At 62.4% G+C, this 21741-nt stretch carries 18 protein-coding genes; 12 read left to right on the plus strand and 6 right to left on the minus strand.

Annotated features, from left to right (window positions below; translation table 11 throughout):
* Positions 1-24: 24 nt before the first annotated feature.
* Positions 25-2337: a 5-methyltetrahydropteroyltriglutamate--homocysteine S-methyltransferase gene (metE, locus tag AC4BCN_RS02135; RefSeq protein ID WP_490492469.1), complete on the minus strand. Its 2313-nt coding sequence runs from the start codon at positions 2335-2337 to the stop codon at positions 25-27.
* Positions 2338-2455: 118 nt separating this feature from the next.
* Between metE and AC4BCN_RS02140 the strand changes: the two genes are divergently transcribed.
* From AC4BCN_RS02140 to AC4BCN_RS02160, 5 genes are all read left to right on the plus strand, one after another.
* Positions 2456-3364, plus strand: a complete 909-nt coding sequence (locus AC4BCN_RS02140) for a LysR family transcriptional regulator (protein WP_490492470.1) — start codon at positions 2456-2458, stop codon at positions 3362-3364.
* A gap of 129 nt (positions 3365-3493) precedes the next feature.
* Complete coding sequence (locus tag AC4BCN_RS02145) at positions 3494-3979, plus strand: phasin family protein (protein WP_128140787.1); 486 nt, start codon at positions 3494-3496, stop codon at positions 3977-3979.
* A gap of 213 nt (positions 3980-4192) precedes the next feature.
* Positions 4193-5371: an acetyl-CoA C-acetyltransferase gene (locus AC4BCN_RS02150; RefSeq protein ID WP_034752893.1), complete on the plus strand. Its 1179-nt coding sequence runs from the start codon at positions 4193-4195 to the stop codon at positions 5369-5371.
* Positions 5372-5582: 211 nt separating this feature from the next.
* On the plus strand, positions 5583-6323 hold the full coding sequence (gene phbB, locus AC4BCN_RS02155) for an acetoacetyl-CoA reductase (protein ID WP_034752894.1): 741 nt from the start codon (positions 5583-5585) through the stop codon (positions 6321-6323).
* Between the two features lie 117 nt (positions 6324-6440).
* The gene (locus tag AC4BCN_RS02160) at positions 6441-7865 is read left to right on the plus strand and encodes a tetratricopeptide repeat protein (protein WP_490492471.1); all 1425 of its coding nucleotides are present in this window, start codon (positions 6441-6443) and stop codon (positions 7863-7865) included.
* Here the strand turns inward: AC4BCN_RS02160 and AC4BCN_RS02165 are convergent.
* Entirely contained in the window at positions 7802-8422 is a 621-nt protein-coding gene (locus AC4BCN_RS02165; RefSeq protein WP_490492472.1) for a LysE family translocator, read from the minus strand. The genes AC4BCN_RS02160 and AC4BCN_RS02165 overlap by 64 nt on opposite strands.
* A gap of 152 nt (positions 8423-8574) precedes the next feature.
* On the opposite strand from AC4BCN_RS02165, the gene AC4BCN_RS02170 reads away from it, so the two are divergent.
* The 4 genes from AC4BCN_RS02170 to AC4BCN_RS02185 all read left to right on the plus strand — a co-directional run bounded on the left by AC4BCN_RS02170 (position 8575) and on the right by AC4BCN_RS02185 (position 11143).
* Positions 8575-9057 (plus strand): Lrp/AsnC family transcriptional regulator, encoded by a 483-nt coding sequence (locus AC4BCN_RS02170; protein ID WP_034752896.1) that lies wholly within the window; start codon positions 8575-8577, stop codon positions 9055-9057.
* 78 nt (positions 9058-9135) lie between these two features.
* On the plus strand, positions 9136-10092 hold the full coding sequence (gene pip / locus AC4BCN_RS02175; RefSeq protein ID WP_128140939.1) for a prolyl aminopeptidase: 957 nt from the start codon (positions 9136-9138) through the stop codon (positions 10090-10092).
* Positions 10093-10204: 112 nt separating this feature from the next.
* The gene (locus AC4BCN_RS02180; RefSeq protein WP_034752898.1) at positions 10205-10645 is read left to right on the plus strand and encodes a DUF2721 domain-containing protein; all 441 of its coding nucleotides are present in this window, start codon (positions 10205-10207) and stop codon (positions 10643-10645) included.
* A gap of 42 nt (positions 10646-10687) precedes the next feature.
* Positions 10688-11143, plus strand: a complete 456-nt coding sequence (locus AC4BCN_RS02185; protein WP_034752899.1) for a hypothetical protein — start codon at positions 10688-10690, stop codon at positions 11141-11143.
* A gap of 2 nt (positions 11144-11145) precedes the next feature.
* Here AC4BCN_RS02185 and AC4BCN_RS02190 read toward each other — a convergent pair whose 3' ends face one another.
* The gene (locus tag AC4BCN_RS02190) at positions 11146-11727 is read right to left on the minus strand and encodes an SRPBCC family protein (RefSeq protein ID WP_223278957.1); all 582 of its coding nucleotides are present in this window, start codon (positions 11725-11727) and stop codon (positions 11146-11148) included.
* Positions 11728-11887: 160 nt separating this feature from the next.
* On the opposite strand from AC4BCN_RS02190, the gene AC4BCN_RS02195 reads away from it, so the two are divergent.
* Positions 11888-13933: a 2,4-dienoyl-CoA reductase FMN-binding domain-containing protein gene (locus AC4BCN_RS02195; protein WP_490492473.1), complete on the plus strand. Its 2046-nt coding sequence runs from the start codon at positions 11888-11890 to the stop codon at positions 13931-13933.
* Between the two features lie 57 nt (positions 13934-13990).
* On the opposite strand, the gene AC4BCN_RS02200 is transcribed toward AC4BCN_RS02195, so the two are convergent.
* The 3 genes from AC4BCN_RS02200 to AC4BCN_RS02210 form a co-directional block, all read right to left on the minus strand.
* A complete protein-coding gene (locus tag AC4BCN_RS02200) occupies positions 13991-15703 on the minus strand; it encodes a cation:proton antiporter domain-containing protein (RefSeq protein WP_490492474.1) in 1713 nt (570 codons plus the stop codon).
* Positions 15704-15913: 210 nt separating this feature from the next.
* Complete coding sequence (locus tag AC4BCN_RS02205) at positions 15914-17035, minus strand: beta-ketoacyl-ACP synthase III (RefSeq protein WP_128140942.1); 1122 nt, start codon at positions 17033-17035, stop codon at positions 15914-15916.
* Between the two features lie 197 nt (positions 17036-17232).
* Positions 17233-18675 carry a S41 family peptidase gene (locus AC4BCN_RS02210; protein WP_070304461.1) on the minus strand — a complete coding sequence of 481 codons (1443 nt, stop codon included), beginning with the start codon at positions 18673-18675 and terminating at the stop codon, positions 17233-17235.
* 367 nt (positions 18676-19042) lie between these two features.
* On the opposite strand from AC4BCN_RS02210, the gene AC4BCN_RS02215 reads away from it, so the two are divergent.
* Together AC4BCN_RS02215 and AC4BCN_RS02220 are read left to right on the plus strand one after the other, a co-directional pair.
* Positions 19043-19264, plus strand: a complete 222-nt coding sequence (locus AC4BCN_RS02215; RefSeq protein WP_456148198.1) for a hypothetical protein — start codon at positions 19043-19045, stop codon at positions 19262-19264.
* Between the two features lie 174 nt (positions 19265-19438).
* A complete protein-coding gene (locus AC4BCN_RS02220; protein WP_139091352.1) occupies positions 19439-21514 on the plus strand; it encodes a M13 family metallopeptidase in 2076 nt (691 codons plus the stop codon).
* Positions 21515-21741 lie beyond the last annotated feature (227 nt).

Raw genomic sequence — 21741 nt, forward strand, 5'->3', positions numbered from 1 at the left:
GCATGCGGCCTGGGTCGGCTTATGTCATGCCGCCGCGCGCATCTGCCGCGCCGCCGCGACCATATTCTTTAAAGCCGCTTCCGTTTCCACCCAGCCCCGCGTTTTGAGGCCGCAGTCCGGGTTGACCCATAAATGGGCCGCTGGAATCACGGCGCTGGCTTTTTGCAGCAATGCCACCATGTCGGGTGTCGAGGGGATGCGCGGCGAGTGGATGTCGTACACGCCGGGGCCGATTTCGTTCGGATATTGAAATTGGCCAAAGCCCGTCAGCAGTTCCATGTCCGAGCGGCTCGTCTCTATCGTGATCACGTCGGCGTCCATGGCGGCGATCTGCGGCAGGATGTCATTGAACTCGGCATAGCACATGTGGGTGTGGATCTGCGTCGCGTCGCTGACGACGGACGCGGCGATGCGGAAGGCGCGCGTGGCCCAGGCCAGGTAAGTATCCCACTGGCCGCAGCGCAGCGGCAAGCCTTCGCGGATGGCAGGCTCGTCGATCTGGATGATGCCGATGCCGGCCGTTTCCAGGTCGGCCACCTCGTCGCGAATGGCCAGGGCGATCTGCAGCGCCGTGGTGGCGCGCGGCTGGTCGTCGCGCACGAACGACCATTGCAAGATCGTCACCGGCCCCGTCAGCATGCCCTTTACCGGTTTGTGCGTCAGGCTTTGTGCGTGCACCGTCCAGGCCACCGTCATGGCGGCCGGGCGCTGCACGTCGCCATAGATGACGGGCGGCTTGACGCAGCGCGAGCCGTACGATTGCACCCAGCCGTGACGCGTGAAGATAAAACCATCCAGTTGCTCGCCGAAGTATTCGACCATGTCGTTGCGTTCCGCTTCGCCATGCACGAGCACGTCCAGGCCCAGTGCTTCCTGGCGGCCCACGGCGTGGGCGATTTCGGCGCGCATCTGCTGTTCGTAATCGGCGATGGCCAGTTCTCCCCGCTTGAAACTCGCGCGGGCGGCGCGGATGGCCGTCGTCTGCGGGAAGGAACCGATGGTTGTCGTCGGGAAGTCGGGCAACTGGAAACGCGCACGCTGCACGGCCTGGCGCAGCGGGAAGCTGGAATCGCGGCGGTCCACGGTGGGCGTCAGCGCTTGCAGGCGCTGCGTCACCGATGAACGGTGCACGCGGGCGCTGGCGCGGCGGCTGGCAATGGCCAGACGAGACACAGCTAGTGCGGCCTCATCGGGATGGCCCGTCAGCGCGTCCTTCAGCAGCGCAATTTCTGCCAGTTTTTCCGTGGCGAACGCCAGCCAGGTCCGGATTTCACCGTCGAGTTCCGTTTCCGCTTCCAGGCTGAACGGCACGTGCAGCAAGGAGCACGACGGCGCCAGCCACAGCTGGCCATTGCGCTTGGCCGCCAGCGGCTGCAGCACGACCAGGGCCGCGTCAAGGTCGGTGCGCCAGATGTTGCGCCCGTCGACGATGCCGATCGACAAGACTTTATGCGCGGGCAGCCAGTCCGTGACACTGATCAGTTCATGCGGCGCGCGGATGCCGTCCACGTGCAGGCCGGCCACGGGCAGGCGGCATGCCAGGCTGAGGTTTTCTTCCAGCGGCGAGAAATACGTGGCCAGCAGGATATTGATACCTACCTGGTTCAGCTGCCAGTAGGCGCTCTCGAAGGCGCTGCGCCACGTGGTGGGCAAGTCCAGGCCCAGGATCGGTTCGTCGACCTGCACCCACGCCACGCCTTGTTGTTTCAGACGGTCGAGCAGGGCGCCGTAGACGGGCAGCAATTGTTCCAGCAGGGACAGGCGGTCGAAGCCGTGTGTCTTTTCCTTGCCCAGCCACAGGAAGGTGAGGGGGCCGATCAGGGCCGCCTTGACCTGGTGGCCCAGCGCCTGCGCCTCGGCCACTTCCGCCAGCAGGCGCTCGCAAGCGAGAGAAAACCGGGTCTGCGGCGACAATTCGGGCACCAGGTAATGGTAATTGGTGTCAAACCACTTGGTCATTTCCAGCGCGGCAGTGCCTGCTGCGTGTGCATGGCCGCAGTCCGCGTGCTCCGCATGCGTGCCGGTCTCTGCACCGCGCGCCATCGTGAAATAGCGCGACAGCGGCGACTGCTCTGGCGCAAAGCTGAAACGGGGCGGTTCGCAGCCCAGCAGCTGGATATGGTTGGCCACCTGGTCGTAAAAGGCGAAGTCGCCCACGGTAACGTAGTCGAGCCCTGCATCGCGTTGCAGCGCCCAGTGGCGCGCGCGCAATTGCCGGCCCGTCGCTTCCAGCGCTGTTTCGGACAGCTCGCCGCGCCAGTGGCTTTCCAGCGCCAGTTTCAGTTCGCGCGCGGCGCCGATACGGGGAAAGCCAAGGATGTGAGTATGAATGCGCATGATGTCATCGAGATTTAATGTGAATGCGCTAGAGTGTGCGGCAACTTGGTCTATAATCAAAACGAAACATTTTGACGAGTAGCATGAAAATAATTCACGTACAGCCACCAATTTCCCGATGCTAGAAATCCGCCACCTGCGCACCCTGAGTGCCCTGCGTTCGTCCGGCAGCCTGGTGCGCGCCGCGCAGCTGCTCAACCTGACCCAGTCGGCCCTGTCGCACCAGATCCGTTTGCTCGAAGAGCGCTACAAGGCGCCCCTGTTCGAGCGCAAGTCGATGCCGATCGCTTTTACGGCCACCGGCAGCCGGCTGCTGGAGCTGGCCGACAAGCTGCTGCCCGAGATCGAACTGGCCGAGCGCGACGTGGCGCGCCTGTCGCAGGGCGACCAAGGACAGTTACGCGTGGCGCTCGAATGCCATACCTGCTTCGATTGGCTCATGCCCGTGATGGATGCGTTCCGCCAGCGCTGGCCGGAAGTGGAAATTGATCTTGTTTCCGGCTTTCACAGCGAACCGGCCGACTTGCTGCGCTCGGGCGAGGCGGACCTGGTCATCGGCTCGCCGTATGGCCCCGATTTCACCGTGTTCCCCCTGTTCCGCTTTGAAATGCTGGTGGTGATGGCGCAGAAGCACCGGCTGCAGGCGCAGCGCCGGCTGGCGGCGGTCGACTTTACGGGCGAGACCTTGATTACCTATCCCGTGCCGGAAGAACGCATCGATCTGATCCGCGAAGTGCTCAAGCCCGCCGGCATCCAGTTTGAGCGCCGCACAGCCGAATTGACGGTCGCCGTGCTGCAGCTGGTGGCAAGCCGGCGCGGCATCGCCGCCTTGCCGAACTGGGCCATCAAGAATTACGTCGATTACGATTATGTGGTGGCGCGCCCGGTAGGCGAGCACGGCCTGTGGAGCGATTTGTATGTATCCGTGCCCGAGCAGTTGCAGGACAAGGCATACGTGCGCGATTTCGTCAGTGTGATACGCGAGCAGTGCGCGGCCTCGCTCGATGGTATCAAGTTGTTGTCCTGATCAACGTTGAGTTGGAAACAAACCAACAGGAATGTTTGATAAATATCAAGGTTTAGCAATGAACCACCGCTTACAGTTGAGCACTGTGCGGCGCAACATGGCGCTGCCTACTCTTTGGGGAGGAACGACATGTTTTCATTTTCCGAACAATGGGCACTGGCCGGCAAGGCCGTGGTGGAAGCACAATTGGTCAGCGCGCAAGCGTATGCCCAGGCCGCCGTCGATAGCGGCGCCAGCGTGCTGGACTTGCAGCTCGATGCGGCCCGCACGGCGCTGGCAGCCGCTACGGTGGCGGGCAATCAGCTGCTGTCCGTGAAGGACCCGCAAGCGCTGCTGCAACTGTCGCGCACACAGTCGCAACTGGCCATCGAGCGCATCGGTGCATATGGCCGCCAGGCAAAGGATGTTGCCCAAGAAACCCAAGAGAAATTCGACACTGTGACAAAGGGTGAGTTTGCTGCATCGCGTCAAAAATTTGGCGAGCTGTTGCAAGTGGTAAAGCAAACCCCCGTACCCCTGATTATTCCCTTCAATAATTTTCTAAAAACCACTTTCGGCAGCGCCGATGAAGGGTATGATAAAAATAAAAACACGCGTCCTGCGCCCCAGGCGTAAGCGTTTTGCGGCCCGGCAGCGGCTATCCGCCGCGCCAGGCCGTCCGCCAGTACCGCAAGCAGGCTGTCATCGCCGCCGCCAGCGGTGCGGCGCTGGAACTGCGGCGCATGCCGCGCTAGAATGAAACGCAGCTTGCTGTGTCTTTCCGAATTCTCATTGGATTCTATTAACACCTTGACCTTGGCCCTCGTGGCCTGCATATCGGAGAAATAAATGGATGATGTCGTAATCGTGGCCGCTGGCCGTACCGCAGTCGGCAAATTCGGTGGCAGCCTGGCCAAGATTCCTGCGTCCGAACTGGGCGCGCATGTAATCAAGGGCTTGATGGCACAAACTGGCATCGACCCGAACCTGATCGGCGAAGCGATCCTGGGCCAGGTGCTGACAGCTGCCGTCGGCCAGAACGCCGCGCGCCAGGCCGTCATCAAGGCTGGCCTGCCCAGCGCCATCCCGGCATTTACCATCAACAAGGTTTGCGGCAGCGGCCTGAAGGCCACGCACCTGGCGGCGCAAGCGATCAAGTGCGGCGACGCCAACATCATCATCGCCGGCGGCCAGGAAAACATGAGCGCTTCGCCACATGCGATGAACGGCTCGCGCGACGGTTTCCGCATGGGCGACTTCAAGATGATCGACACCATGATCGTCGACGGCCTGTGGGACGTGTACAACCAGTACCACATGGGCATCACGGCGGAAAACGTCGCCAAGAAATACGAAGTGACGCGCGCCGAGCAGGATGAATTCGCGCTGCAGTCGCAACTGAAAGCGGAAGCGGCGCAAAAAGCGGGCAAGTTCAAGGATGAAATCCTGCCGCTGGAAATCGCCAATAAAAAAGGCACCGTCGTCTTCGACAGCGATGAATACATCAAGCCCGGTTCGACCCTGGAATCGCTGTCCGGTCTGCGCCCCGCGTTCGCCAAGGACGGTACTGTTACCGCCGGCAATGCGTCGGGCCTGAACGATGGCGCCGCCGCCGTGATCATGATGTCCGCTTCGCAAGCGAAAGAACTGGGCTTGAAGCCGCTGGCGCGCATCAAGGCTTACGCGTCGTCGGGCCTGGACCCGGCCGTCATGGGCATGGGCCCCGTCTCTGCCTCGCGCTTGTGCTTGAAAAAAGCCGGCTGGACGCATGAAGAGCTGGACCTGATGGAAATCAACGAAGCGTTTGCCGCGCAAGCGATTGCCGTCAACAAGGAAATGGGCTGGGATACCAGCAAGATCAACGTGAACGGCGGCGCGATCGCCATCGGCCATCCGATCGGCGCGTCCGGCGCGCGCATCCTGGTCACCCTGATCCACGAAATGATACGCCGCGACGCCAAGAAAGGCCTGGCAGCACTGTGCATCGGCGGCGGCATGGGGGTCGCTTTAGCGATCGAGCGGGATTAAGTAGCTGGCACCGCACCCAAGCTACTGCGCGGCGCGCTTTGCGGCCTGCGATGCTCACCGTGCTAGAGCACGGTTGCGCTTCTTAGCCACAAATCATCGCCGCTCGCTACGCTTGGATACGGTGCGGTACGGCGCTGTGGTTCAACGGTTGTGGACTACTTTCACTAAATAATTAACTTTTTAGCAATAGAACGACACTGAGGGGATGAAAATGGCAAGAGTTGCATTGGTAACTGGTGGCATGGGCGGTCTGGGCGAAGCGGTGTGTTTCAAGCTGGCGGCGCTCGGCTATCGCGTGGTGACCACATATTCCCCAGGCAATCCGAAGGTCGCGGAATGGCTGGCGACGACGAAGGACATGGGTTACGACTTCAAGGCGTATCCGTGCGACGTGGCCGACTACGATTCGGCAGCTGCCTGCGTGGCGGCCGTGGAAGCGGAAATCGGTCCTGTCGACGTGCTGGTGAATAACGCCGGCATCACGCGCGACATGACGTTCAAGAAGATGGACAAGCCGAACTGGGATGCCGTCATGAGCACCAACCTCGATTCCGTCTTCAACATGACCAAGCCTGTCTGCGACGGCATGGTGGAACGCGGCTGGGGCCGTATCATCAATATCTCGTCCGTCAACGGCCAGAAGGGCGCCTTCGGCCAGACCAACTATTCGGCCGCGAAAGCCGGCATGCATGGTTTCACCAAGTCGCTGGCGCTGGAAGTGGCGCGCAAGAACGTCACCGTCAACACGATCTCGCCAGGCTACATCGGCACCAAGATGGTCATGGCGATTCCACAGGAAGTGCTCGACAGCAAAATCATCCCGCAAATTCCGATGGCGCGTCTGGGCAAGCCGGAAGAAGTGGCCGGCCTGGTGGCCTACCTGGCTTCCGATGAAGCGGCGTTCGTCACGGGCGCCAACATCTCGATCAACGGCGGCCAGCACATGTCGTAATCGTTGTTGAGGTAAAAAAGAGAGACAGCTTCGGCTGTCTTTTTTTATGCTTGCCAGCAAAACAAGGGGATGGCCGGATTTGCCTTAAAATCAGCATTTCTTCACTGCATCATTTCCATGACCCTTGTTCCCGCCTTGCGCCGCGCCAGCGTGGCCGCCATCCTTTTCCTGGGCGCCGGCGCGGCCCAGGCCAGCGTTGCGTTTCACGTCACGGTAACCACCGAACGCGTCAACCAGCCCGGCGTGAAAACCAGCCTGCCCGCGCGCACCACGCAGGAAAGCGATGTCGTGCTGGGCCCGCATTACCTGAGCGTGCGCGATGGCAAGGCCTTGTCGGTGTTGGACTTTGCCACGCGCCGCCGCCACGTCATCGATATGGCGGCGTCTACCTACGACACGTATTCGCTGTTCGACGTGGCGGGTTTTCGCGTCTTCGAGCTGCGCCACCGGCAGGGGATCGCCGGCATCTTGAAGGCGGGCGGCCTTGAGCAGCACGCAACGCTGCCCGTGTATGAGGAGCAAGCTTTGTCGGTGCTGGGCAACAAGCGGCGCGGCGCGCTGCAGCCCCAGCTGCTCGATGGGGCCGTGCTGTGGTCGCTCGATAAGCAGCCCCTGCTGCGCCTGGGCATTGCCGGCAGCCCCGTCAGCGGCGACGATGCGACGGCGTTTGCCCAGTATGTGCGCTACACCTGGGGCGGCCACCCGCTGGTACTGAAGCTGCTGGCCGACGGCAAGCGCATTCCCGCCGACTTCACCTTGCACTACGAGGAAGTGGGCGGCAAGGTCGCGCGCCATTTTCGCGTCAGCGCCATGACGGCGGGGGCGCCCGCCGCCTATTCGCTGGCCGCCTACCGGCTACGCCCGCTGGCGGCCGACGCGCCGCCGCTCGAAAGAGTGCTGGCGCAGGCGGGGTCGCTGCCGCCGTTGAGCCCCCAGGCGCATCCGGCGCTGCGGGCTGAGGCGGAGCGCCTGTTTGCGGCAGACAAACCCTTCGAGGCTTTCTTGACCATGCTGGAAGACCATTTTTCCACGGGCGCGCTGGTCGAAAAACTGTCGCTCCAGCAGCAGCGGGCCATGCAGGAGTGCCAGCCCATCCACGATTTGACGCGGGGATTGCAGGCCAAGGACAAGGAGGGCATCGCGGACGCGCTGGCCACCGTGCAGGAATTGAGGAAGCAAACGGGAATGGAGCAGCCCGTGCTGGCCTTGTTCGAGGGGAATTTACGCGCCAAGCTGGGAAAATGGCCGGAAGCGACGGCCTTGTATCTGCAAGTGCTGCAGGCAAAGCCGCAGATGGCGGCCGTGTATCAGGATCTGGGCGACGCCTTGCTGGCGCAATTCGATGCGCCAAATGCCTGGCGCAGCTGGGATGCGGGCCGGGCCATGGCGCCGTCGCTGCGGCAATTTCGCAAGGTCAACGACCTTGAGCGCAGCCTGCTGAACGATTATCCTGCCTTCTTTGCCGACGCTAAAGCAGCTCAGCCCAGCACCAGCCGTCCGGCCAGCAGCACGAAGACGGAGGGCAGCACGAACTTGCCGTAAGGCGAAGGCTTGCCGCGCAGGCGGCGCGCCAGGCGTGCGGCCAGCACGGCGTAGATGGCGTCGAACAGCAAGCCCATCAGCACCAGGACGGCGCCCAGGCGCAGGTATTGCATGCCGACCTGTTCGCTGCCGGCGACGAATTGCGGCAGGAACATGCTGCAAAACAGCAGTGCCTTCGGATTAAGCAGATTCGTCAGGAAGCCGCGCACCAGGCTGGCGCGGGCGCTGTGCGCCGTGGCGGGGGTGGCTTCTTCCGGCGCCGTTTTGTTCGACAGGGCCGACTGCAGCAAGCGCAGCGCCAGGTACAGCAGGTAGGCGGCGCCCGCCCATTTGACCCACTGCAAGGCTTGCGGATGCGTCACCATCAATGCCGCCAGGCCCGCGCCCGACAGCGCCACGTGGACGGCGCGCGCGCCGGCGATGCCCAGCGCCGTCACCAGCGCCGTGGCCACGCCGCGCGCGGCGCCCGTGGCCAGCACCAGCGCCATGTCGGGACCCGGTAATAAAAAGGCGCCGGCCAGTGCCAGCAGGTACATCAGGAAGGTAGAATCGGACATGGGCCAGTCGAAAAGAAAGCGGGAGCATGCGCACGGTGCAGCCTGCTCGCCGGGCCCCATTATGTTCTTGCGGCGATGAAATGTGCTTGCTTTTCCTGCCCTGCATGCCCTAGTATTCGGGTAGATTCCACTCGTATAAAAACAAAAATTAGATGAAAATTTCAGAAGTTAGTCTCGACGCCACCGATTTGCAGATACTCAGGCTGTTGCAGGATGAAGGAAGGCTGTCGAATGCGCGCCTGGCCGAGCGCTTGAAACTGAGCGAAACCCCCGTCTGGCGCCGTCTGCGCCGTCTGGAAGAGGAAGGTTTTATTACCGGCTACCAGGCTTTGCTCAACCGCAAGAAGCTGGGCATCGGCCTGGTCGCGTTTGTCCGGGTCGTGTTTGCCAACCATGGCGGCGAGCAACCGTCGCAGTTCGAGCAAGCGATCGCGACGATTCCCGAAATTCTGTCGTGCCACAACGTGGCGGGCGAAGCCGATTATTTCCTGCAAGTGGTGGCGCGCGACCTGGAAGCGTATGGCGAATTCGTCTCGACGGTGCTGCGCCGCCTGCCTGGCGTGGCGGAAATCCAGTCCAGCCTGTCGATGCGTGAAATCAAGTCGTCGAACCGCCTGCCTTTGCTGCTGGCCTGAGGCGCCGGGCGCGCACTATAATTGGAACAGTTGCCAGGACTCGCGCCTGGCGCCCTGACCGCCACTCCAAGGACCGCCATGCCCGATTCCCTGTCTCCTTTGTTTCCCGCCCTGTCGCCGAACCGGCACGGCATGCTGGCGGTCGATGACATCCACACCATTTATTGGGAAGAGTGCGGCAACCCCGACGGCATTCCCGTGCTGTTCCTGCATGGCGGCCCCGGCGCGGGCCTGTCGCCGCAGCACCGCCGCTTTTTTGACCCGCAGCGCTACCGCGTGATCCTGTTCGACCAGCGCGGCGCCGGCAAGTCCACGCCGCTGGGCGAATGGCGCAACAACACGACGCAGTTGCTGATCGAGGACATCGAACGCTTGCGCGCCCAGTTCGGCATCGCCCAATGGCTGGTGTTTGGCGGCTCGTGGGGTTCGACCCTGGCGCTGGCGTATGGCCAGGCGCATCCTGAAGCCTGCCTCGGTTTCGTGCTGCGCGGCATTTTCCTGTGTACGCAGGCGGAAATCGACTGGTTCATCGAAGGCGTGCGCTGGTTCTACCCGGAACTGTACGCGGAATTCGCCGCGCCGATACCGCCGGAAGAGCGGGGCGACTTGCTGGCGGCCTATGTGCAACGCATCCTCAGCAGCGATCCTGCCGTGTACTGGCCGGCCGCGCGCGCCTGGAGCCGCTTCGAAGGGCGCCGCGTCTACCTGATGCCGCAGCCGGAAGATGCGCCGAACGATGCGCTGGACCTGGGCGTGGGCCGGCTCGAATCGCATTACATGGCCAATCTCGGTTTCTTCGAGGAAGACCAGCTGATCCGCAACATGGGGCGCATCGCGCATTTGCCGGCAGTCATCGTGCAAGGACGCTACGACGCCATCTGCCCGCCGCTGTCGGCCTACCGCCTGCAGCAGGCATGGCCCGGTGCGCAGCTGGAAATGATCCCGGACGCGGGCCATGGCGCGCTCGAGCACGGCATCGCTTCGGCGCTGGTGCGCGCCACCGAGCGCTTCGTGCCGGGGCGCGGCTTCGCATGAACTTGCAACATGCCGGTTGGCAAAGCGGCCAGCCGGCGTGTGCCACCTGCTACACTATGGCCTGTGCTGGCGCCAGGGTCGGGCGCCGGTGTGAACCCACGACTTTTTATCCATGAACATACAGATCGGCGACATCGGCCATATCATCCAGCTGGCGATTGCGCCGGTTTTCCTGTTGACCGGTATCGGCACCATGCTGGTGGTGCTGACCAACCGCCTGGGCCGCATCATCGACCGCACGCGCGTGCTGGAAGACCGGCTCGACATCGGCTACAACGATTTCTATATGGATGAGCTCGATACCTTGTATCGGCGTACCCATTTGATCAATTATTCGATTTCGCTGAGCACGGCGTGCGGTTTCTTCGTCTGCGTCATCATCGCCATGCTGTTTTTGGGCGATATTCTGAACCTGACCCTGGACAGATACATCGCGGCCTTCTTTGTGCTGGCCGTGATTTGCCTGATCGGCTGTTTTATTTATTTACTGCGCGAAATTTATCTGGCCGCGACGGCCCAGCGCATCCGGCGCCATATCCGCCCGCCACGTTAAGCGGCGCGCCGGTTTACCCTACTATTGAAGAACGAGTCCAGCATGCACGATTACAAACGTCCCCCCACCCTGCACCGCTACGGCCAGCGCAGTGAACTCGAGCTGGCCCTGAGCCTGGGCCAGTTCCGCCTGGCGCCGGCGGGCAATTGTTTGACCCTGAGCTTTTCGCAAGTGTGGGACAAGCAACTGTTCGACCTGTTCGCCCCGGCCGACGCCTGTTTGATCATCCACAATACGGAAGAATTCGGCGAACGCCTGCACCGCGCCGTCCAGCGTACTTTGCCCAGCTGGGCAGGCATCGACGGCCTCGTCGAATATGGCCAGCGCGCCGCCCTGGGCGCCGCCTTCACCAAGACGCGCGCCGAAGCGCCCGAGCAGGAATGGCTGTTCGCCTGGCGCTCGATGCAGCCGCAGGCGAGCCTGAACCCCGTCACCGTGAAACTGGGCAGCCTGGAAAACTTCGCGGAAATCCGCGACCGCGACACGTATTTGGCGTAAGTTCAGCTCGATTTGTCGGCGTACTGGCTGTCGATGCGGGCCAGCACGGCCGCCATCATGCGCTCGATATCGCCGCGTATCATGGTCGTGCCCAGCATGCCGGGCACATAGAAGCCCGGCATCAGGCGGCTGGAAAAGACGATGCGCGTGCCGCCCGTCTCGGGCACGGGATATAAATTCCAGCGCGATTCGTAGTGCCGCATGTCGCCGGAGATCAGGGCGATATCGATGGACGTGAACGGCGTTTCCGTGGCCCGCACCACCAGGTGGATGGGGTGGTTCATGAACAGGAAGCGCGCCATGCCCTGCTGCTCGATGATGACTTCATTGCCGTTGCGCGACAGCACGCGACAGGAACTGAGGTCGGGCACGAATTCACTCATGCGCTCATAGGTGGTCAGGGTCTTCCACACGGACGCCGGCGGCGCCTGCACGCTGGCGCTGGCATCGACTTCATACATGCGCTGCCCGTCGACCTCGATGCGCTTGACCTCGACCTTGAGCTTGTCCAGGCGTATCGCCTGTGCCAGCGCGGTAGCGGGGACGGCGCACAGCATCAGCAGGCAGAGGAAGAGTCGCTTCATGCCAGCTAGCCTACGGGAAAGTACCGCCCGGCACAAGCTGTACCCATCGCCGGCCGCTGCGCCGGGCGATTTAGAACTCCCGGTCTAGAGAAAGTCGCTGCGGCGATCGGCAATGCTTGCTACCGTACGGCCTGCAACCACTTCTACCGGACCGATCACCATGACTGCCTATCCTCACCTGCTGGCCCCGCTCGACCTGGGTTTTACCACCTTGCGCAACCGAGTCATCATGGGGTCCATGCACACGGGCCTGGAAGACCGATTTTATCATTATGGCAAGCTGGCCGCCTTTTACCGCGAGCGGGCGCGCGGCGGCGTGGGGCTGATCGTCACGGGCGGCATCTCGCCGAACCGTCAGGGCTGGCTGCTGCCGTTTGGCGGCACCCTCAATTTCCTCGGCGACGTGCCCAACCACCGCAAAGTGACGCGCGCCGTGCACGAGGAGGGCGGCAAGATCGTCATGCAAATCCTGCATGCGGGCCGCTATGGCTATCAGCCGTTTGTCGTCTCGGCGTCGGCCAAGAAATCGCCGATCTCGCCATTCCGTCCCCGTCCCTTGAGCGAGCGGGGAATCGAACGCACGATCTGCGACTACGTGCGCTGCGCGCGCCTGGCGCAAAAGGCGGGCTACGATGGCATCGAGGTGATGGGCAGCGAAGGATATTTATTGAACCAGTTCCTGTGCGCGCGCACGAATCTGCGCCAGGACCGCTGGGGCGGCAGCATCGAGAACCGCATGCGCCTGCCCGTGGAAATCGTGCGCCGCATCCGCGCCGCCGTCGGCCCCAGCTTCATCATCATGTACCGCCACTCGCTGCTCGACCTGGTCGAGGGCGGCAATACCTGGGAGGACGTGGTAGCGGTGGCCAAGGCGCTGGAGCAGGCTGGCGTGACGATTTTGAATACGGGCTTCGGCTGGCACGAGGCAAGAGTCCCCACCATCGTCACCTCGGTGCCGCGCGCCGCGTTCGCTTCCGTGGCGGGCCGATTGCGCCGCGAAGTGACGATTCCCGTGGTGGCGTCGAACCGCATTAACATGCCGCATGAAGCCAACGCCATCCTCGAGCAGGGCGACTGCGACCTCGTGTCGATGGCGCGCCCGTTCCTGGCCGACCCTGATTTTGTCGCCAAGGCCGCGTCGGGACGCGCCGACGAAATCAATACCTGCATCGGCTGCAACCAGGCCTGCCTCGACCACACGTTCGCCAACAAGCGCGCCAGCTGCCTCGTCAATCCGCGCGCCTGCCATGAAACGGAACTCGTGTACGCGAAAAAGGCCGTGCCGCGCAAGGTGGCCGTCGTCGGCGCGGGCCCGGCCGGCTTGTCCGCCGCCTGCGTGGCGGCCGAATGCGGGCACGAGGTCACCCTGTTCGACAGCAGCGACAGCGTGGGCGGCCAGTTCAAGGTGGCCATGCAGATTCCCGGCAAGGAAGAATTTACGGAAACCATCCGCTATTTTGCGCGAAGGCTGGCGCTGCTGGACGTCAAGCTGCGCCTGGGCCAGCGCGTGACGCGCGAGCAATTGCTGGCCGGCGGCTATGACGATGTCATCGTCGCCACCGGCATCAAGGTGCGCCTGCCGGCCATTCCCGGCATCGACCATCCGAAAGTGCTGTCGTACCTCGATGTGCTGCAAAGCAAGAAGCCCGTGGGCGCGCGCGTGGCCATCATCGGCGCGGGCGGCATCGGTTTCGACGTGGGAGAGTATTTGCTGCACGACCCGGCGCACCCACTGCCGCCAGCCGTGGCGACCTGGGCGGGCGAGTGGGGCGTGGACTTGAACGCGGCGACCGGTGGCGGCCTGGTGCCGCCCGCGGCACCCCATCCCGTACGGCAAATCTTCCTGTTGCAGCGCAAGACGTCGAAAGTGGGCGCGGGGCTGGGCAAGACGTCGGGCTGGGTGCACCGCGCGGCGCTGGCGCGAAACGGCGTGGCCATGCTGGCCGGCGTAACGTACGACAAGATCGACGAGCAGGGCTTGCACATCACCGTTGGCGGCGAGCAGCGCCTGCTGGCGGTGGACAACGTGATCATCTGCGCCGGCCAGGACAGCTTGACGGAACTCATGCCGGAAACGGACAAGGACGGCAAGCCGCTTGCGGCAGGCGGCCCCCGTTTCCATAAGATTGGAGGCGCCGCGCTGGCGGCGGAACTCGATGCCAAACGGGCGATACGCGAAGGGGCGGAGCTGGCCGCCAGCCTGTAAAAAGAAAGCCTGCCGGCTGGGTAGCGGGCAGGCTTGCTGGACGGAAAGGGCGCTGGCTTAATGCCCGCCATGCCCCTTCTTCGCCGTCTCAAAACTTTGCAGCACGTGCTCGGCCATGCCATTGGCCAGCTCGTGCTCGCCAATAAACACCTTGCCCGCGTTTTCCGCGCGCAGCAATTCCGCCTCTTCTTCGCTGTGCGTGCGCACCACCGTCAGGATGGCGGGGTTCAGCGCGCGCGCCGTCTCGATCATGGCGCGCACGTGGAAGGTGTCGGGCGTGGCGATGACGAGCATGGTGGCGTGCGTGATGTGCGCCTGGATCAGCACGGCCGGTTCGCCCGCATTGCCGGCCACGGCGGGAATGCCCTGCTTGCGCAGCTGGTCGACGATTTCACGGTTTTCCTCGGCCACGACAAAGTGGATGCCCCGTTCCATCAGGGCGGCGGCGATGCGCCTGCCCACGCGGCCATAGCCGACGAGGACGATCTGGCCCGACAGTTTTTCCTGCGGCACGGTCATCGGCAGCTCGGCCAGCGGGTCCGTCGTGCGTTCGAACTTGCGCGCGAAGTCGCTGTTGCCGATCACGCGCAGCAGCGGCTTGGCCATGCTGAAGACGAGCGGGTTGAGGGCGATCGACAGGATGGCGCCGGCCAGGATCAGGCTTTGGCCTTCCTGCGGCATCAGGCCCAGGGACAGGCCCAGCGCGGCCAGGATGAACGAGAACTCGCCGATCTGCGCCAGGCTGGCCGAGACGATGATGGCCGTTTTCGGCGGATAGCGCAGCGCCATCACGAGCAAAAAGGCGGCGATCGACTTGCCGAAGATAATGATGGCGCACACGGCCAGCACTTGCAGGGGCTTGTCGATGAGGATATTCGGCTCGAACAGCATGCCGACGGAAACGAAGAACAGCACGGCAAACGCGTCGCGCAGGGGCAGGGATTCTTCCGCGGCGCGGTGACTGAGTTCGGACTCGCGCAGCACCATGCCGGCGAAGAAGGCGCCCAGCGCGAACGACACGCCGAACAGCTTGGTGGAAGCGTAGGCGATGCCGACGGCGGCGGCGATCACGCACAGGGTGAACAGTTCACGTGAGCCGGTACGCGCCACTTGCCACAAAATCCACGGGAACAGCTTGCGGCCGACGACCAGCATGAAGATGATGAAACCGGCCACTTGGCCCAGGGTCACGGCCAGGGTTTGCCACAGGCTGACGGCTTCGGCGCCAGGGGCGACCTTGCCGCCCAGCGCGCCGGCAAACGCCGGCAGCAGCACGAGGACCAGCACGGTGACGAGGTCTTCCACCACCAGCCAGCCGACGGCGATGCGGCCATTGAGCGAGTCGAGGATGCCCCGTTCTTCCAGCGCGCGCAGCAGCACCACTGTACTGGCCACGGACAGGGCCAGGCCGAAGATCAGCCCGCCACCGAGGGTCCAGCCCCACCAGTGGGCCAGGCCCATGCCCATCGCCGTGGCGACGCCGATCTGCAGGATGGCGCCGGGCAGCGCGATCTTGCGCACGTCCCACAAATCGTCGATGGAAAAGTGCAGGCCGACACCGAACATCATCAGCATCACCCCGATTTCCGCCAATTGTCCCGCTATTTCCGCATCCGCCACAAAACCGGGCGTGGCCGGTCCGATGATGATGCCGGCGGCCAGATAGCCGACCAGTGCCGGCAGTTTCAGGCGCGCGGCGATGAAGCCGAAGATGAGGCCAAACCCGAGGGCGGCGGCGATGGTGGTAATCAGGCTGATGTCATGGGGCATGCGTGTGGGGTTCCTTATGGGGACGTGCGGGTAGAAAAAGATGTTGCTCAGCGACCAAGTATAAACGCTTCAAAGCCCCTGCCGGAAAATTTCCTGCGGCTTTATTGCAAAAAACCTGTGCTATATCTTCGTCCAGGTGGCCGCGAACGCATGCCTATCCACCTTGAACATCGCCTAATTCAGGTATCAAACGATGTTACACCCATGCGCTCAGACCTTGCGCACGACCACGCAGCCGATAGAATAACCGGCGCCAAACGAGCAGATGACGCCGGTGCTGCCCGCCGCCATGTCATCCTGGTATTTATGGAAGGCGATGATGGAACCGGCCGACGAGGTGTTGGCGTAGGTATCTAGGATCACGGGCGCCTCATTGGCTTGCGCGTCGCGGCCCAGGATCAGGCGCGCGATCAGCAAGTTCATGTTCAGGTTGGCCTGGTGCAGCCAGTAGCGGGAGACTTGCGCCACTTCCACGCCGGCCTTGGCCAGGGTCGCCTTGATCATCTCGGCGGCCATCGGGCACACTTCCTTGAAGACCTTGCGGCCTTGCTGGCGGAACAATTTATCGGCCTGGCCCACGCCGGACTCGTCAAAACGGTTGAGGAAGCCGAAATTGTTGCGGATGGCGTTAGAGAAGCGCGTTTTGAGTTCCGTGCCGATGATCTCGAACTGGTGCTGCGACACGGCCGTGTCTTTCGCTTCGACGATGATGGCGGTGCAGGCGTCGCCGAAAATGAAATGGCTGTCGCGGTCGCGCCAGTTCAGGTGGCCGCTGGTGATTTCGGGATTCAGGACCAGCACGGCGCGCGCCTGGCCGCTTTGCACGGCGGCCACGGCTTGCTGGATGCCGAAGGTGGCGGACGAGCACGCCACGTTCATGTCAAAGCCATAGCCATCGATGCCCAGCGCATCCTGCACTTCCACGGCCATGGCCGGGTAGGCGCGCTGCATGTTGCTGCAAGCGACCAGTACCATGTCGATATCGGCTGGCGTGCGGCCGGCGCGGGCCAGCGCATCGCGCGCGGCGGCGACCGCCATTTCCGCCTGTAGCGACAGTTCGTCATCGCCCCGTTCCGGGATGCGCGAGACCATGCGCGCCGGATCGAGGATGCCTTCCTTTTCCATCACGAAGCGCGACTTGATGCCGGATGCCTTTTCGATGAAGGCCACGCTCGACAGGTCCAGCGCCGTCACCGTGCCTGCGGCGATCGCGTCGGCGTTGTCGGCATTGAACTTTTCCGCGTAGGCATTGAAGCAGGTGACCAGCTCTTCGTTGGAGATCGAAAATGGCGGCGTGTACAGTCCGGTACCGCTGATGACGACTTGTTTCATGGTTAAACTTTCAAATTTGGCAATCGACGTGGCGCCGATAAGTGAAGCAAATTTTACACAAACGGGCTCGACTGTAGAGAGTTTCGTGTTGCGGGGCAGGGCGATGTGTGGCGGAAGATTGATTTTTGTCGCGTGGAGCGGTGCTGGGGGTATTGCGTGTGATGGGGTCAGACCCGCCGGGTCTGACCCCAAACTGCTTACTTCTTCTGTTCTTTCTTGACGTCGGCCTGCACCACCACCGGTTCGGCCTTGGCCAGTTGCACCGGCAAGCCCTTCAGGTGATTGAGCGCCTGGTGCAACTGAAAATCGTCCTTGCTGCCAAATTCCAGCGGCTTGCGGGTCTTTTCCAGGGCGATGATGCGCAATTGCTCTTCCATCTCGTCGTTGACGGGGGCCGCCTTGGTACTTTCCTTGTCGCGGTCGTTGCTCAGGTGCTTGGTCAGGTCCGCTTCACGGATGCGCAAGCCGTTCAAGCCGTCGCCATCCGCATTTTCATCGACCAGCAGGTCGGGCACGATGCCCTTGGCCTGGATCGAGCGGCCATTCGGCGTGTAGTAGCGGGCCGTCGTCAGCTTGACGGCCGTGTCGGCTGTCAGTTGGCGGATGGTTTGTACGGAACCCTTGCCGAAGGTTTGCGTGCCGATGATGGTGGCGCGCTTGTAATCCTGCAGGGCGCCGGCGACGATTTCCGAGGCCGAGGCCGACCCCGTGTTGACCAGCACTACGAGCGGCACTTTCTTGATGGCGGCCGGCAATTTCGCCAGCGCGTCGCCTTCCGAGCGGAACGTATAGTATTCGGCGCGGCCGTAGAACACCTGTTTCGAGTCCGGCAGCTGGCCGTTGGTCGAGACGATGGCCGCGTCCTTCGGCAGGAAGGCGGCCGAGACGCCGATGGCGCCCTGCAGCACGCCGCCCGGATCGTTGCGCAGGTCGAGCACCATGCCCTTGATGTTCGGATCTTGTTGATATAGCGCCGTGATCTGCGCGGCCATGTCGTCGACGGTCGGTTCCTGGAATTGCGATACGCGCAGCCAGGCGTAGCCCGGTTCGACCATCTTCGCCTTCACGCTTTTTTGATGGATTTCCTCGCGCGTGATGGTGAAGGCCAGCGGCTGCGCTTCATCCTTGCGGGCAATCGTCAGCGACACCTTGGTGCCCGGTTCGCCGCGCATGCGCTTGACGTTGTCGTCGAGGCTGACGCCTTTCACGGGCTGACCATCAAGGCGGGTGATCAGGTCGCCAGCCTTGATGCCGGCGCGGTAGGCGGGCGAATCCTCGATGGGCGAGACGATCTTGATATAGCCGTCTTCGCTGAGGCCAATTTCAATGCCCAGGCCGACGAACTTGCCTTCGGAGCCTTCGCGCAGCTCGGCGTAGGCTTTCTTGTCCAGGTAGGCGGAATGGGGGTCGAGCGAGGCGACCATGCCGGAAATGGCGTCTTCCAGCAGTTTCTTGTCTTCCACCGGCTCGACGTAATCGGACTTGATCAGGCCAAACACGTCGGCCAACTGGCGCAACTCTTCCAGCGGCAAGGGCGGCTCGACGGTCTTTTGCGCCATGGCGGAAAATTGCAGCGACACGGCGACGCCGGCCACCACGCCCAGGCCGATCAAGCCGGTATTTTTGAGTTTGCCCATCATTGCACCTTTGCAGCTAGCGTGTCTTGCACAAGCGCCAGTCCCCGTGGAGCGGCGCTTTGTTGAAAGTATAGACCTGAATCTCTGCCGGCGTGGGCCGGCCGTGGAAAAAGCGTGCCTGGACCCAGTCTACGCGCGAAAACAGGGCTGCCAGCTTGCCATATGTTGCGGTTTTGTATGCGATGTATAGGGAGTCTTGAGGGGAGTAAGCATTTGTAAGAGTCGAAAAAAAGCGTGTGCGGCGGCCCTATAGTGGACTCGCATTCTCGACCCGAAGTGGTTTTGCCTGCGTCCGCGGACGCAGGCTTTTTTTTATCCGCGGGCTCCGGCTCATTTAGACTGGAGCTTCTTTCTTCCCGGCAGATAAAAAATGTTAACTGATTTGCAGGCACGTGTCTCGCTCGAAGCGCTGATTGAAAAGTATCTGAGGGGGCGGGATCCTGATGCCGGCCTGCTGATCGACATCGTTCAGGATCCGTCACGGCAAGTGCCGATTAGAGGCGTGCTCGAAGCTATCGGGCAGTTCAACAACACGCAGTTCACGCAACAGGAACTGGCGCTGATCGACGACCTGCTTTATCTGTATGGATAAACGCTGCATGCGCTGTTCCAGCCCACGCCATGCTCGCCGGACTGGACAATGAAAGCCCCTTGAGCCTGGCCGAACTGAGCGGCGCGTGCTACATTCCTGCAGCGCCTGGCGCGGAGGGCTATCCGCCCGCAGCTATCTGCCCGGTCTTTTTGACATGCCCCATAAGGACAATTCGTGAATCGCTATCTCTTGAGCAGTCTGACCCTGACCCTGTTGGCTGCGTTTGCCCATGCCGCCGAACCCGTATCCGCCGCTGCCGCCCCGACCGTGGCCCCAAGCGCCGCGCCTGCCGCCGCTGGCGTCGTTTCCGGCATCGATGTGCAGTACATCGACCCCGCCGTGCGCGTGCAGGACGATTTCTTTACCCATTTGAACGGCAAGTGGCTGGCGACGGCCGAGATCCCTGCCGACAAGTCGAGCTGGGGTTCGTTCGCCAAGCTGCGCGATGACACGACACCGCAATTGCGCGGCATCATCGAAGCGACGCAACAGGACAAAAACAAGAAGGCCGGTTCCGAAGCGCAGAAAATCAGCGACCTGTACGCCAGCTACATGGATGAAGCCAAGCTCGATGCGCTGGGCACGAAGCCGCTGGCCGGCGAACTGAACCGCATCCGCTCGCTGCGCGACAAGAAGGGCGTGCCGGCCCTGATCGCCCACCTGAGCCAGACGGGCGTGTCGACCCCGTACGCCGTCTATGTGGGCCAGGATGCGCGTGCCTCGACGAAATATGCGGCATATGTCAGCCAAAGCGGCCTGGGCATGCCAGACCGCGATTACTACCTGGAAGCCAAGCAGGCTGGCGTCAAGGAAAAATACCAGGCGCACGTGGAAAAAATGCTGGCCATGGCCGGCGACAAGAACGCCGCCGCCCGCGCCAAGGCTGTTGTTGCGCTGGAAACGGCCCTGGCCGAAGTGCAATGGACCAAGGTCGAGAACCGCGACCCCGTCAAACGCTACAACAAGACCGACATCAATAAACTGAACGACCTGACCCCGGGCTACGACCTGAAGTCGGGCCTGGCCGCCCTGGGCATCGCCAACAAGGTCGATTACGTCATCGTCAACCAGCCAAGCTACCTGGCCGGCTACAACAAGGTGCTGGCATCAAGCGACCTGGACACCGTGAAAGCGTATTTCGAATGGCAGTTGCTGCGCAGCTATGCCAGCTACCTGTCGAAAAACTTCGTCGATGAAAGCTTTGCCTTCTACGGCACGGTACTCAGTGGCGTGAAGGAAAACCAGCCGCGCTGGAAGCGTGGCGTGGGCGCCGTCGAAGGCGTGCTGGGCGAAGCCGTCGGCAAGCTGTATGTCGCGCAATATTTTCCGGCAGAGCGCAAGGCGCACATGCAGGAACTGGTGAAAAACGTGCTGGCCGCCTACAAGGACAGCATCGATACCCTGGACTGGATGAGCCCGGAGACCAAGAAGGAAGCGCAAGCCAAGCTGGCCAAGTTCACGCCGAAGATCGCGTATCCAAACAAATGGCGCGATTATTCGAAGCTGCAAATCGTCCCGGGCGACCTGGTGGGCAACATGATGCGCGCCGCCAACTTCGGCTCCGCGCGCCAGGTGGCCAAGCTGGGCAAACCGATCGACCGCGAAGAGTGGGGCATGACGCCGCAGACGGTGAACGCCTATTACAGCTCGACGATGAATGAAATCGTCTTCCCGGCCTCCATCCTGCAGCCGCCGTTCTTTGACGCCAACGCGGATGACGCCGTCAACTATGGCGCCATCGGCGCCGTCATCGGCCATGAAATCAGCCATGGCTTCGACGACAAGGGCAGCCAGTCCGATGGCGACGGCAACCTGCGCGATTGGTGGACCCCGGCCGACCGCAAGAATTTTGCGGCCAAGGCCGACGCGCTGACCAAGCAATATGACGGCTACAGCCCATTGCCTGGCTACCACGTCAACGGTGCGCTGACCCTGGGCGAGAACATCGCCGACAACTCGGGCGTGGCGATCGCCTATAAAGCCTATAAAATCTCGCTGGGCGGCAAGCCCGCTCCCGTGCTGGACGGTCTGACGGGCGACCAGCGCTTCTACATGGGCTTTGGCCAGGTGTGGCGCAGCAAGATGCGCGAAGCGCAGCAGATCGTGCAGATCAAGACCGACCCGCATTCGCCAGGCCAGTACCGCGCCAATGGCACCATGGTCAACCAGCCAGGCTTCTACGAAGCGTTTGGCGTGAAACCGGGCGACAAGATGTATGTCGCGCCGGAAAACCGCGTGATCATCTGGTAAGTGCCATTGAGATTTAGCTAAGTAGGTCGGATTAGCGGGGCCGCCGAGGCGCGCAAGCGCGTAATCCGACGATACCGCCGGTGCAAACAATGTTGTCGGCTTACGCCCTCTGGGCTAAGCCGACCTACGCCATGTAAACGTTATCTTGTCACAACAAAAAAGACCACTCGCGTGGTCTTTTTTGCATTCTGGCCAAAGTTTTTTCTGTCATTTCGGCCGGTATGCTA

It is taken from the genome of Janthinobacterium sp. Bl 1 (assembly GCF_058215535.1).

Bases quoted from the DNA above. Each gene is read 5' to 3' on its own strand.
- AC4BCN_RS02210 (WP_070304461.1), bottom strand. From the start codon at position 18,675: ATGATGGGCAAACTCAAAAATACCGGCTTGATCGGCCTGGGCGTGGTG.
- AC4BCN_RS02160 (WP_490492471.1), top strand. From the start codon at position 6,441: ATGACCCTTGTTCCCGCCTTGCGCCGCGCCAGCGTGGCCGCCATCCTT.
- AC4BCN_RS02190 (WP_223278957.1), bottom strand. From the start codon at position 11,727: ATGAAGCGACTCTTCCTCTGCCTGCTGATGCTGTGCGCCGTCCCCGCT.
- phbB (WP_034752894.1), top strand. From the start codon at position 5,583: ATGGCAAGAGTTGCATTGGTAACTGGTGGCATGGGCGGTCTGGGCGAA.
- AC4BCN_RS02180 (WP_034752898.1), top strand. From the start codon at position 10,205: ATGAACATACAGATCGGCGACATCGGCCATATCATCCAGCTGGCGATT.
- AC4BCN_RS02170 (WP_034752896.1), top strand. From the start codon at position 8,575: ATGAAAATTTCAGAAGTTAGTCTCGACGCCACCGATTTGCAGATACTC.
- AC4BCN_RS02145 (WP_128140787.1), top strand. From the start codon at position 3,494: ATGTTTTCATTTTCCGAACAATGGGCACTGGCCGGCAAGGCCGTGGTG.
- AC4BCN_RS02200 (WP_490492474.1), bottom strand. From the start codon at position 15,703: ATGCCCCATGACATCAGCCTGATTACCACCATCGCCGCCGCCCTCGGG.
- AC4BCN_RS02205 (WP_128140942.1), bottom strand. From the start codon at position 17,035: ATGAAACAAGTCGTCATCAGCGGTACCGGACTGTACACGCCGCCATTT.
- AC4BCN_RS02165 (WP_490492472.1), bottom strand. From the start codon at position 8,422: ATGTCCGATTCTACCTTCCTGATGTACCTGCTGGCACTGGCCGGCGCC.
- AC4BCN_RS02195 (WP_490492473.1), top strand. From the start codon at position 11,888: ATGACTGCCTATCCTCACCTGCTGGCCCCGCTCGACCTGGGTTTTACC.
- AC4BCN_RS02215 (WP_456148198.1), top strand. From the start codon at position 19,043: ATGTTAACTGATTTGCAGGCACGTGTCTCGCTCGAAGCGCTGATTGAA.
- AC4BCN_RS02140 (WP_490492470.1), top strand. From the start codon at position 2,456: ATGCTAGAAATCCGCCACCTGCGCACCCTGAGTGCCCTGCGTTCGTCC.
- metE (WP_490492469.1), bottom strand. From the start codon at position 2,337: ATGCGCATTCATACTCACATCCTTGGCTTTCCCCGTATCGGCGCCGCG.
- AC4BCN_RS02185 (WP_034752899.1), top strand. From the start codon at position 10,688: ATGCACGATTACAAACGTCCCCCCACCCTGCACCGCTACGGCCAGCGC.
- pip (WP_128140939.1), top strand. From the start codon at position 9,136: ATGCCCGATTCCCTGTCTCCTTTGTTTCCCGCCCTGTCGCCGAACCGG.
- AC4BCN_RS02150 (WP_034752893.1), top strand. From the start codon at position 4,193: ATGGATGATGTCGTAATCGTGGCCGCTGGCCGTACCGCAGTCGGCAAA.